Raw genomic sequence first — 15,593 nt, forward strand, 5'->3', positions numbered from 1 at the left:
CGCGCCCGCTCACTCCGTCGCCAGGTGCTCCACCCGCGTGACCATCCGGTCGGCCAGGCGCCGGGCGAACCCGTCCGGCACCTGGTCGGGTCGGTGGTGCACGGTGAGGTGCGGTCCGTCCGTGCCGTGCTCCCACACCTCGACGAAGAGTTCCGTCGGCAGCGCCAGCGGGGCGGGCCGGAACGCCGTGCTGCGCGTCCCGGTCAGGTCCAGGGGCGCCGGGGCCATGTTCTGCAGGGCGAAGACCGTCTGGAACAGCGGTGGTCGTTCGTCCCGGGGTGGGTTCGCGAGCCGGACGATCTCGTTCAGCGGGATCTCGCGGGCGGCGAAGGAACGGCGCACCGTCTCCGACACGCGCCGCAGGTCGCCCTCGTCGGTGTCCCCGGTGGCCAACCGCACCCGGAGGCAGAGCACGTCGATCAGACAACCCACCGCGCGGTCCAGGACGTCGTCGCCGCGCAGGGCGACCGGCGTGCCGACACCGAAGTCGTGCTGGCCGCAGAGGTCCGCCAGGGTCCGGACGTACGCGGTGAGGAGCACGACGTACGGGGTGACGAGGTGCTGACGCGCGTACCGGCGCACCCCGGCCAGGGCCCGGGGGGAGAGTCGGACGTCGAGCAGTCGCGGGGCTTCGCCGGTGGACGTGGGGCCGTCGCCGTAGCTCAGCTGCGGCACTCCGGCCATGTCGGTCCGCCACCACTGCCGGTGCCGGTCCAGGCGTACCGGATCGGCGGGCAGGTCCCGCTCCGCCGCCACCTCGGCCAGGGTCGGCGCGGGTTCGTCGGGCGGCTCCCGGCCGGCGACGAAGGCGTTGTAGGCGGCGCTCAACTCGACCGTCAGGATCGCCTCCGACCAGCCGTCGAGCGCGATGTGGTGTCCGGCCAGACCGAGCAGGTGCACGTCGTCCCCGCCGACCGGTACGTGCACCAGTCGCCAGACCCGTCCCGCCTCCAGGTCGAACGGCTCGCCCAGCGCCCGCCGGAGCAGGTCCTCGGCCTCCGCCGGAGACGTCGCCGGCAGCCGGGTCACCCCGGGCGGGGCGAGGTCGAGCGGTTCCGCCGTCGGTGGGTCGTCCAGCCGGTACGCGGCGCGCAGCGACTCGTGACGCCGGTGCACGTGCCCGACCGCGCGCTCCAGGGCGGACCGGTCGACGGGCCCTTCGACGCGCCACCCGATCATGCAGTGTTCGCCCGGGTCGTCCGGGTCGAGCAGCTGCTGCCCCAGCAGGTCCGTCTGCACCGGGCTCAGCGGCACCGGCCCGGTCCCGGACGGACGACCCGTCACCGTCGTTCCTCCCGCGGTCGGTCCCCCGGCGTCCGCCCGCCGTCGCCGGACAGTTGCCGCAGCCGCAGGTGGCTCAGGAAGCAGGCGAGCACCCAGGTCTTCGGGGGAACGGAGAAGCTGAGACGCAGGAGCGTCGAGTCGGCCGCCAACGACGCGACCGTCATCGCCTCCTCCGGGATGGTGCGTACGCCGCTGAAGAAGTTGAGCACGGCGAACACGTCGAAGGCACAGCGCAGGTCCAGGGCCCGGGCGAGCGGGGAACGCAGCAGCGGCGTGCAGTCGGCCATGACGAAGAACCCGCCCTCCGGTTCCCGCGGCACGGTGAACCACCGGCGCAGGCCCTCCCGGCGGAACTCGTCGGCGGCCTCCCGCAGCTCGTCGGCCGGCGCTCCGGGCAGGTCGAGCAGGTCCGCCAGCACCTCGTCGGTCAGCTGCGTGACCCGCTTGGCGACGACGCCGCCGTCGTCGCCACCGCGCAGCACGGCGAGCGCCAGTTCGCACCGGTCCGCATAGCTGTCCGGGGCGTCCGCCGAGTTGTGCGTGAGGTACTGGTCGACGTCCTCGGCGAGCAGCATGTCCCGCAGCGCCAGCTGGTAGAAGGTGGGCATCCAGCCGGCGGAGTTCTCGACCAGGCGGCCGAGCTGGTATCCGTCGCCGGTGTCGGTCACCAGCAGCCCGACGCGGCAGTTCGCCAGCCCGAACGGCTTGCTCAGGCCCAGCAGCTGGTAGGAGGGCACCCCGGTGCGGAAGAACGAGCCGAGCTCCCGCAACGGCGCCCGTACCGAGTGGTAGGCCAGGTCCTCCACGGGCGCCACACCGCGGTCGCCCAGCACCGCGGCCAGCTCCGTGACCTGCTGCTGCGCGTACCGGTCACCGCCCTGGGCCGGGTTGACGTGCAGCCAGGCCGCCACCCGAGGCACGGTGGGCAGCCGGCCGATCGCCGACACCGCCGTCCACGTCAGGCCCAACTCGGCGAGGTGGGGCTCCAGCACGGCGACGAACTCCTCGTCGCAGCGCCGGGGCAGCCCGGGCCAGCTGCGGACCCGGGCGACCGCGCGGGCGGCCGACTCGGTCCAGGCCCGGTCCGGGGGGATGCCGAGGTGCCGCACGGCGTCGGTCAGGAACGACACGACCCGGTGCTCCACGGTCCGGGCCCAGTCGGCCCGCAGCTCGTCGTGGATGGCGTCGACGGCGGTCGCCACCGACGGGGCCGAGCAGCGGTATCCCTCGTCGGGGCGCAGCAGCCGGGTCTGGCCGCCGGCGCGCTCGGCGTGCGGCAGGAAGAACCCGTAGAACGGGTGCGCGCCGAGCACGACGTCGTTGGTGCGGCGGACGAGGTGTCGGCAGAGCAGGTCGTACAGGTGCACGGTGCCGGCGCCGGCAACCACCTCTACCTTCTGCTCGGCGGTCAGCACGCCGGACCGGCACAGGAAGGTGTGGACCGCGTCCCGCAGGTCGTCGCGGGCGAACCCGCCGTGATAGCTGCGCAGGTTCTCCGGGTCGCCGACCTGGGCCAGCATGCTGGTCATGAACGACGCCGGCGGATGCCAGCAGGGGTTGCCGGTGTCCAGGTTGTCGTCGGCCGGGAGCAGCTGCTGCGCCTCCCGCCCGGGGTCCCACACGCCGGTCGCGCCGAACACCGTGAACATCTGGTCGCACAGGAACTGGAACCGGTCGGCGTCGCCGCGCGGCGCCGCGGCGAGCCGCCGGAACTCCGCCAGCAGGGTACGGAAGCGGGTCACGTCGGCGGCCGACGGCGCACCCAGGATCGTCGTGGTCACCGGGTCGCTCCCTCGGGCAGGTACCGGGTCGCCGGCGTCACCGTCCGGGCGCCGGCCGTGGTCAGGTGCAGGGTCAGCTCCAGCACGTGCACCGACAGCGGTGTGCCCAGCCGTGGCGCTGCCGTGTCGTCGAGGCAGGCCGCCAGCTCGGCGACCCCCGCGGCGAAGTCGATGTAGTGGGTGTCGTCGTAGGGCGGCGGCGGGAAGTCGTACCCGAGTCGCTCCGCCGGTCCCAGGTAGCCGATCCGGCCCGGGTCGCCGAGCGGCTCCTCACGCCGGTAGGTGATCTCGGAGTCCACCCGCATCACGTCCGCCACGTCGAGGACACCGCCGTCGCCGACGATCCGCAGCGCGTAGTCGCGGGGGGCGAGGCCACCGCAGTTGAGCCGGGTGATCACGCCGCTGTCGTGGGTCAGGCTCCACAGTGCCAGGTTCGCGCCGAACCGCGGCCCGATGGAACTCGGGTACGGCGTCGGCGGCGTCAGGGTGGTCGTCACGCCGGTCATCTCCGTCACCCCGCCGAACAGGGAGATCAGCCAGGTGAGCTGGTAGCCGGCGTGCTCCAGGATCGGACCGGCGGCGAACTCGTCCCGCGCCGGCCACGGCTGCCCGGACGGGCTGATCCACCGCTCGTACTCCATCTTGTGCACGGGGCCGTCCTCCAGGTTCGCGTACACGACGAGCGGCCGACCGACGACGCCGTCGCGCAGCGCGTCGCGGACCGCGCCGTGGCAGGGACCCAGTGCGGTGCTCGGCGCCGACGACAGCAGCAGGCCGTTGGCCCGGGCCGTCTCCTGCAGCTCCAGCGCCTCGGCCAGCGTCTGCCCGAGCGGCTTCTCGCTGAAGACGTGCCGGCCGCGACGCAGCGCCTCCCGGGTCACCGGGTAGTGGCTCTCGATGGACGTGAGGTTGACGACGATCGCGTCCTGGTCCAGCGCCTCGGCCAGGCTCGACAGCCGCGGGACGCCGTGGAACCGGCAGAACGTCTCGGCCCGCTCCGGGTCCACGTCGTAGGCACCGAGGACCGTGAGGTGGGGATAGCGCCGCAGGCATGCCACGTAGAAGTCCGCGGCGTAGCCGCATCCGACCAGGACCACTGCTCTGTCAGTCACCGCGTCGTGCCTCCTGCCGAGCTTGGTCGATCTCCCGCAGTACCGCCGCCGGCACCGGCACCCCGTCCTCACGGGCGCGCCGTCGGGCGTCGTCGTGGTCCGCCCCCGGCACCCGGACGCCGGTGCCGCTGTCCCGCACCAGGCTCAGCGCCGCCGCGAGGTCGGTCGGGAACTGCGCCGACGACGGTCGGACCACCATCAGCAGCGAGCCGGCGAGGCGACCGTCGCGGTCGTGGCCACCGGCGAGGGCGCCGAGCGCGGCGACCATCAGGCCGAGCGCGTACCCCTTGTGCTCCGCCGCCGGGGTGATCGCCCCGCCCGCGTAGAACGCGGCGGGGCTGCACGAGGGCCGGCCCTCCGCGTCGACGACCGTGGGGCCGCCGAGGTCGCTGCCGGTCACCCGGGCGAGGCGTACCTGTCCCATGGTGGTGGCGGCGGTGGAGAGGTCGACGACGAGCGGGGCTCCACCGGTGGGCGCCGCGAACGCGATCGGGTTGGTGCCCAGCATCCGTTGCCGGCCGTTGAACGCCGCCACCAGCGCGTCGCCGGGGTCACCGAGCGAGCCGGTCACCAGGAGGGCCGCCATGCCCTGCCGGGCGGCCCGCTCGACGTACGCGCCGAGCCGTCCGGTGCTGGGCAGGTTGCGGATCAGCGCCAGGGCGGCGCCGTCGCGGCGGGCCTGCACCACCGCCCGGTCCACCAGCCTCGGCAGGAACCAGTGCGGCAGCGCGCCCCGGCCGTCCACCCGCAGCTGACCGTCGACCGGCTCGACGAGCGCCTCGGCCGTCGGGTCCAGCCGGCCGCCCCGGACGTCGCGCAGCAGGGAGGGCAGCTGCAGCACGCCGTGGCTGGCGTGGCCGGTCGCCTCGGCGTCGACGAGGTGGTCGGCCACGGCCTCCGCGACCTCGCCCCGCACCCCGACCTCCGCCAGGGTGTCCAGGCACAACGCGCGCAGGTCCCGGACGCTGATCCGGATCCTCTCCACCGGCCCTAACCGTTCCCGCGCTCGTCCACCACCACCGCGTCGTCGCCGGGGTCGTCGGCCAGCAGCGCCCGGTGGTTCTCGGCCACCTTGGCGAACAGGTCGGCGTAGCGGCTGATCCGGGCCTCGTCGAGGTGCTTGAACGGCGGGACGCCGAAGGCGCGCATGCCCTCCGTCACCGGCAGGCTGCCCCGCGGCTGGCGGACGTCGCGGTCGCTGTGCTGGATCCGGGTCGGGCGGCCGGTGCCGTAGACGTCCGCCTCGTTGAGCAGCGGGTGCAGGTGCAGCGGTTCCCGGATGATGTTCCGGGTGAAGGAGGGGTAGCCCTCGGCGCGGACCGCCCGCATGAAGCCGTGCGCGGACAGGCCGGACAGGGCGGTCGGGTCGTAGATGCCGTGCGGCTGGTACCACGCCCCCATGGTCCGGTCGTCGCCGGCGGGCGGGCGGTGGGCGATGATGCCGGGAACGCCCGCCAACCGGTCCCAGAAGTACGTCATGGCGGCGTCCACCTCGGCCATCCGCTCGTCGAGGTGGCGCAGCTGCTGCCGGGCCAGAGCGGCGCTGACCGGGTGCATGCGCGAGGTCACCCCGCCCAGCGGCAGACCCTTGAAGCGCAGCAGCTCCGGGTCCTTGACGTAGTCCTCGTGGAACCGGAAGTTCTGCCCCCAGGCCATGACCCGGTCGTACATCGCCCGGTTGTCGGTGACGACGATGCCGCCCTCACCGACGGCGATGGGCTTGCCGGAGAAGGAGAAGGCGGCGATGTCACCCAGGACGCCGGTACGCCGCCCCCGGTAGAGCGAGCCGTGCGCGTGCGACGCGTCCTCGATGATCGTGACGCCGTGCCGGTCACCGATCTCGCGGAACCGCGTCATGTCCGCCGGGTAGCCGAGCATGTGGACGACGACGATCGCCCTGGTCCGGTCGGTGATCCGGCGTTCCACGTCGTCCGGGTCGAGGTTCATCGTGGTCGGCTGCACGTCACCGAAGACGACCGTCGCGCCCAGGTTGAAGGCGGGCAGCACGGTCGCCCAGTACGTCGAACTCGGCGCGATGACCTCGTCACCGGGGCGCACGCCGGCGGCGTACAGCGCGGCCAGGACGGCGGCCGTGCCGTTGACCTGGGCGACGGCGTACTCCGCGCCGCAGTACTCGGCGAACTCGGCCTCCAGGGCCGCGACGTTGCCGGAGCCCTCGAAGTTGTGCCGCCGGAGCACGTCGAGGACGGCGGCCTCGTCGTCGGGGCCGATGACGGGCCACCGGAACAACGAGTCGTCCGGGTCGTGCCGGATGGCGGGACTGCCGCCGAACAGGGCGAGGGTACGGGAGGGGGCGGCCATCTGGTCTCCTCGGAGAAGGGAACGACGGTGGGCGGATGCGCGGGTCCGGCGTCCGTGCGGTCGCGGCGTACGGGTGTCGGGCACCCGGGAGCACCGGCGTCAGGGGCGGGACGGGTCGATCGTGCCGGTGCTGCCCGGCGGGTGGCGGTTGACGGACCGGGGGTCGGGCGCGGGACACCCGCCGGTGTTCATGGGTCGGTGCTCCCCCGGGTGAGCGGGTTCGACGCGCGGTGGTCGTCCGCGGCTCGGCGGCCGAGCTGCCCGGTCTGCTCGCGCCGCAGGTCGTTCACCGCGGCCAGCGCGAAGCGGCCGAGTTGGCCGCGGCCCGGGTGGCGCAGCGCGCGCTCCAGCTCGGCCGCGTCGGCGTGCTCACCGCTGCCCGCGCTGGCCAGGCAGGCGTCCGCCTCCCGGGCCGCGTCGCCGGCATCGGCGGCGGCGCTGCGCCAGTACGCCGCCAGTCGGGCTCCCGCGTCGTGGTCGGGGTGCTCGTCGGTGTGCCGCAAGACGTTCACTCCTCAGGACTGAGTGCCACGGTGGACAGGTGGGCGGTGTACGTCCGGCCGCCCACGCAACCTCGATCGTCTCGGTCCGGACCCGTCAGGGCGCCAGGTCGACGAGCCGGCACTCCCACAGGTGCAGCAACTCGTCGACGAGCCGAGTGTTCTCGCCCTCGGTGCCGGACACGCCGAGGTCGGCGAGGGATCGGCGGCCGGGGCCGCCGTCGACCAGCAGGTCCCACAGCATCGGGGACACCTCGACGGCGCGGGCGCCGGCGTAGTGGAAGGTCACCACGGTCCGCATCGCGGGGTGGTGCCCCGGACGGAAGACCCGGCGCAGCTCCGCGCTGGGATGCAGGGACGGGACGCTGTGCAGGATCGCCTCGGCGAGATCGGCCCGGCGTCGCACGACGTACCCCGGCAGCACGAGGGCGTCGAGGGCCGTGGTGGCCAGGCAACGGATCGCGTCGTCGGCGGTCTGCACGATCGGCTCGGCGAAGTTGTTGAAGGAGGTGTTGAGGACGACCGGGACCCCGGTGCGCTCGTGGAAGCCCCGGATCAGCCGCCAGAACGTGGGGTTGTGCTGGCTGTCCACGGTCTGCACCCGGGCGCTGCCGTCCACGTGCACGACAGCCGGGAGCCGGTCCCGCCACTCCTTGCGCACCTGGACGACGTAGGACATGAAGTCGAGCGGTGCCCGGGTGTGACCGATCTCGAACACCTCCTCGAGGTGTTCGCGGAGCACGGCCGGCGCGAACGGCCGGAACTCCTCCCGCTTCTTCACCACCGCGTTCACCCGGTCCCGGTTCTCAGCGAGCCGCGGGTCGGCGAGGATGCTGCGGTGTCCCAGGGCGCGCGGACCGAACTCGGACCGGCCCCACGCCCAGCCGATCACCCGGCCGTCGTCGATGAGCTCGGCGGCCACCTCCGCCTCGCTGCCGGACTCGACCGGCTCCCATTCGACGAACGGCTCCCACCGGCGTACCGAGGCGGAGACGGTGTCCCGGGAGCCCACGTCCGGGCCGAGGAAGACGTGCCGGAGCCGCTTGCTGTCGAAGACCCCGGCGGCGGACTGCAGCGACTGGGCGGCGCCGAGTGCCGCGCCGGCGTCGTGGGACGCGGGGTGGACGAAGACCTCGTCGAAGGTGCCGGAGGCGAGCAGTCGGCCGTTGGCGGAGGAGTTGTGCGCCACCCCGCCGGACAGGCAGACCCGCCGCTCCCCCGTCTCGTCCCGCCAGTGCCGCAGCAGGTGCATCACCACCCGCTCCAGGGTCTGCTGCAGCGCGGCGGCCAGGTTCGCGTCCTCGGCGCGGGTCGGCTCGCCCCGGCGACGAGGCCGGTAACCGCGGCGCAGGAAGTGTTCCAGCAGGGCGTCGCCGGCGACCTGGAACTCCCCGTCCGGCAGCAGCTGCACGTGACGGTCGAAGTCGGCCCGGTACACGTCGGGATCGCCGTAGGGGGCCAGGCCCATGACCTTGTACTCGTCGAACCGGCGGAACCCGAGCAGCGGCAGCGTAGCGAGGTAGAAGTGGCCGAGCGAGCGGGAGACCTCGTACGTCTTCAGCAGGTCCAGCTTCCCGCCGGCGCTGCCCTGGAACACCGAGATGCTCTCCGACTCGCCGTTGCCGTCCATCACCACGGCGAGCCCGCTGTCGAAGCCGGAATCGGCGAAGGTGCCGAAGGCGTGCGAGACGTGGTGCGGCACGAAGGTGATCGCCTCCTGGGGGAGGTCGATCCCGAGGCTCTCCTGCAGCCGTGCCGTGACCAGCTCGCGGGCGGACCGGATCTGCTCGTCCGGGTGCTCGAGGTACTGGTAGCCCAGTTCGAGGTCGGTGTATTCCTCACCGAAGAAGAACGCGACGCTGTCGATGTCCGCGGCGCGGAGGCCACCGAGGTCGAGGCAGGCCCGCGCGGCGTGGTGCGGGAACTTGTTGGTGTGCTTGATCCGGTTGAGGCGCTCCTCCTCCACCGCAGCGACGACCTTGCCGTCGACGACGAGCGCCGCCGCCGCGTCGTGGTAGAACCAGTCCGGCAGGGCCGGCAGGAACTCGCCGCCGAGGTCGGAGAAGCTTCCGGTGATGCCCAGTGTGATCACGCTTGTCTCCTACTCGTGGGGGTCGGCATCGCCGGGGGCGGTGAGGGGCGGCGGTGCCGCGGGGAGCGGCGGATCGGTCGTACGCCGGCTGAAGCCCTCCGCGTCGACGTAGGTGAACCGTCGCAGTGCCAGGCCGGGGCGGCCACGCCGGAGCGCCCCCACGACCACGCCCAGAGTGAAGGTGGCGTCGAGGCAGCGGGCGGCCAGCCGCTGCGGCAGTTCGGCCGCGGGCACCGAGCCGGTCGTGCTGGCTCCGTACATCGAGCCGCCCCGCCGGCTGAGCCTGGCCGCCGCGTAGCCGAGCGTGCCGACGGCCAGCGCGGCCCGCGTGCGCCTGCCGCTCACCGCGAAGGCGGCGCCGAGCAGTACCGCGCCGGCCAGCTGGGTGGGCTGGTGCGCCCGCGCCCGGTGCGGGTGCAGGTCGACCAGGGCCGCGTCGGCGGCACCGTAGTGGAACAGGCTGCGGGCGATCGCGCGCAGTCCCCGGATGTGGGCCCGCCGGTGGTACACCACGGCGGTCGGGTTGGTGGCGATGTCGAATCCCGCCTCCGTCAGCCGGACGCCGAAGTCGACGTCCTCGCCGCCGACGGGTGCCGGCCGCATGGTGCGGAAGCCGCCGACCTTCTCGAACGCTTCCCGCCGCACGACCAGGTTGGACGTGGTTCCCCACAGCACCCGGTCGTAGCGCTCGGGCCAGTCGTAGCACTGGTTGTACATGCGGGAGTGGCGCACGACCGTCCAGGGATGGACATCGCCCCGGTCGGCCATCCGGGTCGGGCCGATGGCGGCACCGACCTGCGCCGGCGCGGCCGTCATGAAGTCGAGGTGGGCACGGATCGTCTCGGCCGTGAGCAGGCAGTCCGAGTCGACGAACAGCAGCAGGCCCCCGGCGGCCTCGCCGCCACCGATGTTCCGCTTGCTCGCGGCGTCCTGCGGCCCGCGCAGGTAGCGGCAGCCCCGCACCGAATCGCAGACCTCTTCGAGGGCGGTCGCCTCGTGCCCCTGAGAACTGTCGACCACGAGAAGCTCGACGGTACCCGAGGAGAACTCGTCGCGCGCCCCCTGGACCAGTTCCTGAACCAGCCTTCCCCGCCCCGAGTGAGTGGGGACGATGACGGAGAGCCGTGGGCTGATTATTGCCGAATTGGCGTCGTCGCCGTCCATCGCACGTGGTCCCTCCTGGAGCGTTCCTCAGATGGCGGAACAGTGATGACGGGTTTCGGGCAGGACTTACGGGGACGCACATCGACCCAGCCAGTTCCCAGAAGCGCCGAATTGCCATCCACCCGGTCGATGACATGCGCGCGAGAGCCCCCCGTTGCCGTGGGACCGTATCAAGATCAGTCAATCGTCGCAAGCGGTGCCCGCCCCCTGGCAGGCGAATCCCCAGGTCTTCCGGCAGACCGGGTGCCGGATCGACCACGCGTCATGGCGGTCGATCGGAGCGTGGGGTACGGTCGGCTGCGTACGGCCCACCAGCAGCACCACAAGGCGCTGCGGGCAACGCGTTGCCTGTCACCGACCGATGCGGACACTCCATCACGGACCGTTAGGTGGGCGGCACGGCGGCGCTCGGCGGCACCGTCCTCCACCACGACAGCACGGGGGGTGGCACGGCGCCACACCCGGTGGTAAATATTGGCGCCACACGTGGAGTGTGCTTCGAAGAGGGACGCAGAATGACCACGTACATCCTTGGTACAGGTCTGTCACACGACGGGTCGTCCTGCCTGATGAAGGACGGCGTCATCGTAGCCGGCATCGAGAAAGAACGGCTCACCAGGCAGAAGCACGACGGCTTCAACGACGACCTGACATTGCAATACTGCCTCGACTCGGCCGGTATTTCCTGGTCAGACGTGGACCTGGTGGTCGAGAACAACACCGTCAATCCCTATGACCAGTCCGACGAAGAGCGTCGCGGCGACCGCATCATTCCCGCCAGCGTGCCCCGGGTCAACATCTCGCACCACCTGGCGCACGCCTACAGCGTGGCGGGGATGAGCCCGCTGCCCCGGATGGCCGTCGTCGTGCTGGACGGTCGCGGCAGCTCGCTGGACAACTGCATCGACGCGCCGGACAGTGTGCTGCCGCCCGAGATCGCCGCGGTCGCCCCGGCCGAGCGCAGCGGGTTCTGGGAGAAGGAGAGCCTGTACCTGTTCGACGGCAAGCTGGTCGAGCCGGTGTTCAAGGACTTCTCGCCGCTGCGCAGCACCGTCGCGCCGGTCCGCCACCCGATGATGCCGCGGTCGCTGGCGCACGGCATCGGCGCCGTCTACGGTGCCGTCTCGCGGTACGTCTTCGGCAAGAGCTTCACCGAGGGCAAGCTGATGGGGCTGGCCCCCTACGGCCGCCCGGGACACTTCGACTTCCCCATCTTCGACCTGGCCGAGGGGCGGGTGTTCGCCCGCTACGACTGGTACTCCCGGTTCCCCGCCGAGCTGGCCGGGGACGGGCTGAACCTGCGGGAGAACTTCCAGTACTACGCCGACCTGGCCCACCACGTGCAGAGCGAGGCCGAGCGGGCGATCCTGCACCTGTTCGGCGAGTACCACCGCATGTCGGGCGAGCCGGCGGCCGGCTACGCCGGTGGTGTCGCGCTCAACGCCGTCTGCAACGGCAAGATCGTGGCGAAGACGCCGTTCGAGGAGCTGTACATCCAGCCGGCGGCGGGCGACAACGGCATCGCGCTGGGGTGCGCGTACTACGGCTGGTTGCAGACCCTCGGCCAGCCGCCGGTGCGGCACGACGGGTCCACGGCCTTCGCCCGCCCGTTCACCGAGCAGGAGGTACGGGCGGCGCTCGCCGAGTTCGCGGACCGGTGTGTGGTCGAGGGGCCCTTCCCGGTGGAGGAGCGCAGCCGGCGGGCCGCGGCGATGATCGCCGACGGTGAGGTGCTCGGGTGGTTCCAGGGCCCGTCCGAGTTCGGGCCCCGGGCACTCGGCCACCGCAGCATCCTCGCCGATCCGCGCCGCGAGCACCTGCGCGACCACATCAACGCGAACGTCAAGTTCCGCGAGGACTTCCGCCCGTTCGCCCCCGCCACCCTGGCGGCGGAGGCCGACAAGTACTTCGAGGGCGTGACGGACAGCCCGTACATGATCTCTGTCTCCCAGGTGCCCGAGCACCTGCGCAAGGCGCTGCCCGCCGTGACGCACCGCGACGGCTCCGCGCGGTTGCAGACCGTCACGCCGACCAGCAACCCGGCGTTCTGGGCCCTGCTGACCCACCTGAAGTCCCTGACCGGCCTGCCGATCTGCCTGAACACGTCGCTGAACCGGCGTGGGATGCCGATCGTCGAGACGCCCGCCCAGGCGCTCTCGCTGCTCTGCGAGACCGCGCTCGACGCGATGGTCCTGGAGGGATTCATCGTCCGACGGGTCGGCGCGCCCGGGACGCCCAGCTGATGACGGTCGGGCCGGTGGCGGCGGGCCCGGGCGCCGGCCCGCCATGAGTGGGACCGGGACCCGATTCGCGCTCCTCGACCTGGACGGCACGCTGCTGCGTCCCGGCTGCCCGCTGCAGCGGCTGCACATGTCGGCCATGGCCGAGGCGATCGCCACCGTGACCGGCCGGCGTCGGCAGTTCGAATACCACGACCACGACCTGCGGTACGCCGGGCGGAGTCTGGCCGGCTTCACCGACGCCGGCACCATCCGGCTCGCCCTGTCGGTGGACGGGGTGCCGGACAGCGAACTGCCACGACACCTGCCGGCAGTGGTGGCGGAGATGACGGATCGGCTGCTGCACGTCCGGGCCGACGCCGGGTCGTCCGCCGGGCCGAATCTCCTGCCGGGGGTGCGGTCGATGCTGGAGCGCCTGCACGGGGCGGGCTGGCGGCTCGGCATGAGCACGGGGAACGCCGCGACGGTCGCCCGCTGGAAGATGCGTCGCGTCGGCCTGGACGACATGCTGCACCACGGCGGCTTCGGGGACAGCGCCGTCGACCGGCGTGACGTGGCCGTGCGCGGCGTCGCGGCGGTCGCGGGCGGCGCCGATCGCCGGCACGGCGTCCTGGTCGGGGACACCGTCGGAGACGTGCTCGCCGCCCGGCGGCGGGGCTCCGTGCCTGGCGGTCGCCACCGGGAACGCCACCGCCGCGCAGCTCGCCACCGCGGGCGCGGACGAGGTGGTCGCGGGGCTGGACGATCCGGGCCTGCCGGCGATCATGTCGCGGTTGGCCACCGCCGGTCCGGCCGCACCGGTACGACCCGGCCGGGCACCGCAGGCCCGCTAGCATCCGACGCCGCGCCCTCGCCCAGCACACGCCGCGCCGGGGCCGGCCGCGCTCCGCAATGTCGACAATGCTCCTTGACACCGCCAACTTCTCAGCGGTGCGCGCCTGCGGTACGCCGAGACCGCTGTCGCGCAACCGGGTGGTCCGCACGTGCGGCGGGTTCGTCAGCCAGTCCGGCCGGGCCGCCAGGGGCGGGCGGAGGTCGCCGACGCTGCGGACCGGCACCGACCGGTTGGTGACCCGGTCCTGCACGGTGCCCACCACCTGCGTCGGGGCGAGCGGGTCGGCGCGGAACGTCTCAGGACGCGCCGGACGCCCCAGATCAGCATCGTCAGCGGCGCCTCGGGCGGGATGATCTCGATGCTGCCGAGCCGGGCCAGCAGACTGTTCGCCACGACGGTGGCACTGCGCGGATAGAGCAGCAGCTCCAGCGACGACAGCTGGGGATAGATGCCGAGGCCGGTCGCCGGCGGGTCCCCGGTCGCCAACTGGTCGCCCGCGTCGATCTCCACGGCGAGGCTGATCTCCTCCACCGGTGCGCCGGAGAGCCGGAGCGCCTCCGTCCGGGAGCCGCCGGCTTCCGCGCCTGCCGACCGGGCCCGCAGCCGCCGGGTCATCTCGTCCGGGTTGTACTGGAACACCACGACGCTGGCCAGGGGGTTCGCCGGCGCCATGCCGACCAGGGCGCCCCGTGCCGTACGCGGTGACCGGGTCAGCCCCGTCATCCGTCCTCACCCCGCATCAGCGCCACCGCCCCTGCTCTCGACCCTGCGGCTGCCCGGCCGGTGGCCCGTCGCTCGGGTGACGGGCCACCGATCCGTTCCACGCCAGTCTCGGCGAGGGTGCGGGGCGGTGGGTCCGCGTCGGCAGACCCGAAAGCTGACGCGACAAAGTGCCCGGAGCCGGCCGGGTCGCCCGTTCCGGTCTGTTGAGGGGACGCGATTCCGCGCCGAGCCGGGCACCGCCCGCGACGTTCTACGCTGGCAGGACACGTCAGTGGTCCGGCGCTGACCTCGACACCTGTGGGCAGTGATGAGTGACGACGCCGGCGCGGGCGGGCCGGACACGGGCCGCGCCGAGAACGAGTGGCTGCTCGACGTGGCGCGCGGGGCCAGCGCCGACGCCGGCGGGGCACCGGTCCACCTGCTCGGCGAATACCTGCGGCTGCTGGCCGACGCGGCGGTGACCGGACGACGCCCGGCGCGCAGCGAACTCGACGCGGTGGAGGTCCTCGGCCGGCGGGCCGCCGAGCAGGGGGTGTCCGCGGGGCGAGCGGTCCGGCTCTACCTCTCCGCGGCCCGCCGGCTGTGGCAGCAGTTGCCGCAGCTGGTCCGCTCCACCGACAGCGAAGTGGTACGCGCGGCCGCCGACGCGGTGCTGCACGTCGTCGACACGGCCGTGGCGACGCTCGCGGAGGGGTACGCGGCGGCGCGTCGGGAGCTCGTCCGCCGCGAGGAGGGGCTGCGCCGGGAACTGGTCGACGACCTGCTGCGCGGTGACTCGGACCTGGGTGGACTGGTGGAACGCGCGGAGCCGTTCGGTCTCGACCTGACCCGGGTGCACCAGGTGGCGCTCGCGGCGCCCGGCCGCCGACTGCCGGACACCGCCGCGGCGATCAGCGCGCTGGAACGCGTCATCTTCGACCGGCTCGGCGACCGGGACGTCCTGGTGGCCACCAAGGAGGGTCTGCTGGTGGTGATCGCGCCGGCGGACGTGGTGCCGCCCGCCGGCGCTGCGGGCGCCGCCGCCCCGGCGGGCAGCCTGGGCCAACTGGTGCACGCCGAGCTGGACCGGTTGGCGCGGGGCCGGCCCTGGCAGGTGGCGGTCGGCCGTCCCCATCCCGGCCTGTACGGCATCGCCCGTTCCTACGAGGAGGCACGCGAGGCACTGACCACGGCGCGGCGGCTGCGCACCGACACCCCGGTCATCGACGCTCACCACCTGCTGATCTACCGGGTGCTGCTGCGGGACCAGGCCGCCATGGTCGATCTCGTGCAGGCGGTGCTGACGCCGCTGCGCGGCGCGCGGGGCGGCGCCGAGCCGTTGCTGGCCACGCTGGAGGCGTACTTCGCGTGCGGCGAGGTCGCCACCGAGGCGGCCCGCCGCCTGCACGTGTCGGTCCGGACGGTCACCTACCGGCTGGACCGGGTACGCGCCCTGAGCGGCTACGACCCCGCAGATCCGCAGGACCGGTTCACCCTGCACGCCGCCGTGCTCGGCGCGCGGGCACTGGACTGGCCACGGCAGCCGCCACCCCTGTGACCG

12 protein-coding genes are annotated in these 15,593 nt (G+C 73.2%); 3 read left to right on the forward strand and 9 right to left on the reverse strand.

The genetic code is table 11. The features are described 5' to 3' along the window. Positions 1-9: 9 nt before the first annotated feature. The 8 genes from MRQ36_RS31280 to MRQ36_RS31315 all read right to left on the reverse strand — a co-directional run bounded on the left by MRQ36_RS31280 (position 10) and on the right by MRQ36_RS31315 (position 10,255). A complete protein-coding gene (locus MRQ36_RS31280) occupies positions 10-1,284 on the reverse strand; it encodes a condensation domain-containing protein (RefSeq protein ID WP_242800320.1) in 1,275 nt (424 codons plus the stop codon). Next, the gene (locus MRQ36_RS31285; protein ID WP_242800321.1) at positions 1,281-3,065 is read right to left on the reverse strand and encodes a hypothetical protein; all 1,785 of its coding nucleotides are present in this window, start codon (positions 3,063-3,065) and stop codon (positions 1,281-1,283) included. Before MRQ36_RS31285 ends, MRQ36_RS31280 begins: the two co-directional genes overlap by 4 nt. After that, positions 3,062-4,177 (reverse strand): Gfo/Idh/MocA family protein, encoded by a 1,116-nt coding sequence (locus MRQ36_RS31290; RefSeq protein WP_242800322.1) that lies wholly within the window; start codon positions 4,175-4,177, stop codon positions 3,062-3,064. The genes MRQ36_RS31285 and MRQ36_RS31290 overlap by 4 nt, the downstream gene beginning before the upstream one ends. Then, on the reverse strand, positions 4,170-5,162 hold the full coding sequence (locus MRQ36_RS31295; RefSeq protein ID WP_242800323.1) for an Ldh family oxidoreductase: 993 nt from the start codon (positions 5,160-5,162) through the stop codon (positions 4,170-4,172). The genes MRQ36_RS31290 and MRQ36_RS31295 overlap by 8 nt, the downstream gene beginning before the upstream one ends. Positions 5,163-5,167: 5 nt before the next feature. Beyond that, entirely contained in the window at positions 5,168-6,499 is a 1,332-nt protein-coding gene (locus MRQ36_RS31300) for a DegT/DnrJ/EryC1/StrS aminotransferase family protein (RefSeq protein WP_242800324.1), read from the reverse strand. A 188-nt stretch (positions 6,500-6,687) separates the two neighbouring features. Continuing rightward, complete coding sequence (locus tag MRQ36_RS31305; protein WP_242800325.1) at positions 6,688-7,002, reverse strand: hypothetical protein; 315 nt, start codon at positions 7,000-7,002, stop codon at positions 6,688-6,690. Positions 7,003-7,096: 94 nt separating this feature from the next. Beyond that, a complete protein-coding gene (locus tag MRQ36_RS31310; protein WP_242800326.1) occupies positions 7,097-9,091 on the reverse strand; it encodes a carbamoyltransferase C-terminal domain-containing protein in 1,995 nt (664 codons plus the stop codon). Between the two features lie 9 nt (positions 9,092-9,100). Beyond that, positions 9,101-10,255, reverse strand: coding sequence for a glycosyltransferase family 2 protein (locus tag MRQ36_RS31315; protein WP_242800327.1), 1,155 nt, complete (start codon positions 10,253-10,255; stop codon positions 9,101-9,103). Positions 10,256-10,770: 515 nt separating this feature from the next. Here MRQ36_RS31315 and MRQ36_RS31320 point away from each other — a divergent pair. Continuing rightward, complete coding sequence (locus tag MRQ36_RS31320) at positions 10,771-12,498, forward strand: carbamoyltransferase C-terminal domain-containing protein (protein WP_242800328.1); 1,728 nt, start codon at positions 10,771-10,773, stop codon at positions 12,496-12,498. A gap of 127 nt (positions 12,499-12,625) precedes the next feature. Continuing rightward, complete coding sequence (locus MRQ36_RS34835; RefSeq protein WP_374251220.1) at positions 12,626-13,567, forward strand: HAD family hydrolase; 942 nt, start codon at positions 12,626-12,628, stop codon at positions 13,565-13,567. Here the strand turns inward: MRQ36_RS34835 and MRQ36_RS31330 are convergent. Then, entirely contained in the window at positions 13,493-14,053 is a 561-nt protein-coding gene (locus MRQ36_RS31330) for a hypothetical protein (RefSeq protein WP_242800330.1), read from the reverse strand. The two genes, MRQ36_RS34835 and MRQ36_RS31330, sit on opposite strands and share 75 nt — an antisense overlap. A gap of 307 nt (positions 14,054-14,360) precedes the next feature. Here MRQ36_RS31330 and MRQ36_RS31335 point away from each other — a divergent pair, with 307 nt between their 5' ends. Then, positions 14,361-15,590, forward strand: a complete 1,230-nt coding sequence (locus MRQ36_RS31335; RefSeq protein ID WP_242800331.1) for a CdaR family transcriptional regulator — start codon at positions 14,361-14,363, stop codon at positions 15,588-15,590. The last annotated feature ends 3 nt before the right edge of the window (positions 15,591-15,593 follow it).

The organism is Micromonospora sp. R77 (assembly GCF_022747945.1).
Taxonomy (GTDB): domain Bacteria; phylum Actinomycetota; class Actinomycetes; order Mycobacteriales; family Micromonosporaceae; genus Micromonospora.

What these genes read in the sequence shown, in the direction of transcription:
- MRQ36_RS31315 (WP_242800327.1), bottom strand. Translation starts at nt 10,255, where the DNA reads ATGGACGGCGACGACGCCAATTCGGCAATAATCAGCCCACGGCTCTCC.
- MRQ36_RS31330 (WP_242800330.1), bottom strand. Translation starts at nt 14,053, where the DNA reads ATGACGGGGCTGACCCGGTCACCGCGTACGGCACGGGGCGCCCTGGTC.
- MRQ36_RS34835 (WP_374251220.1), top strand. Translation starts at nt 12,626, where the DNA reads ATGTCGGCCATGGCCGAGGCGATCGCCACCGTGACCGGCCGGCGTCGG.
- MRQ36_RS31335 (WP_242800331.1), top strand. Translation starts at nt 14,361, where the DNA reads ATGAGTGACGACGCCGGCGCGGGCGGGCCGGACACGGGCCGCGCCGAG.
- MRQ36_RS31300 (WP_242800324.1), bottom strand. Translation starts at nt 6,499, where the DNA reads ATGGCCGCCCCCTCCCGTACCCTCGCCCTGTTCGGCGGCAGTCCCGCC.
- MRQ36_RS31320 (WP_242800328.1), top strand. Translation starts at nt 10,771, where the DNA reads ATGACCACGTACATCCTTGGTACAGGTCTGTCACACGACGGGTCGTCC.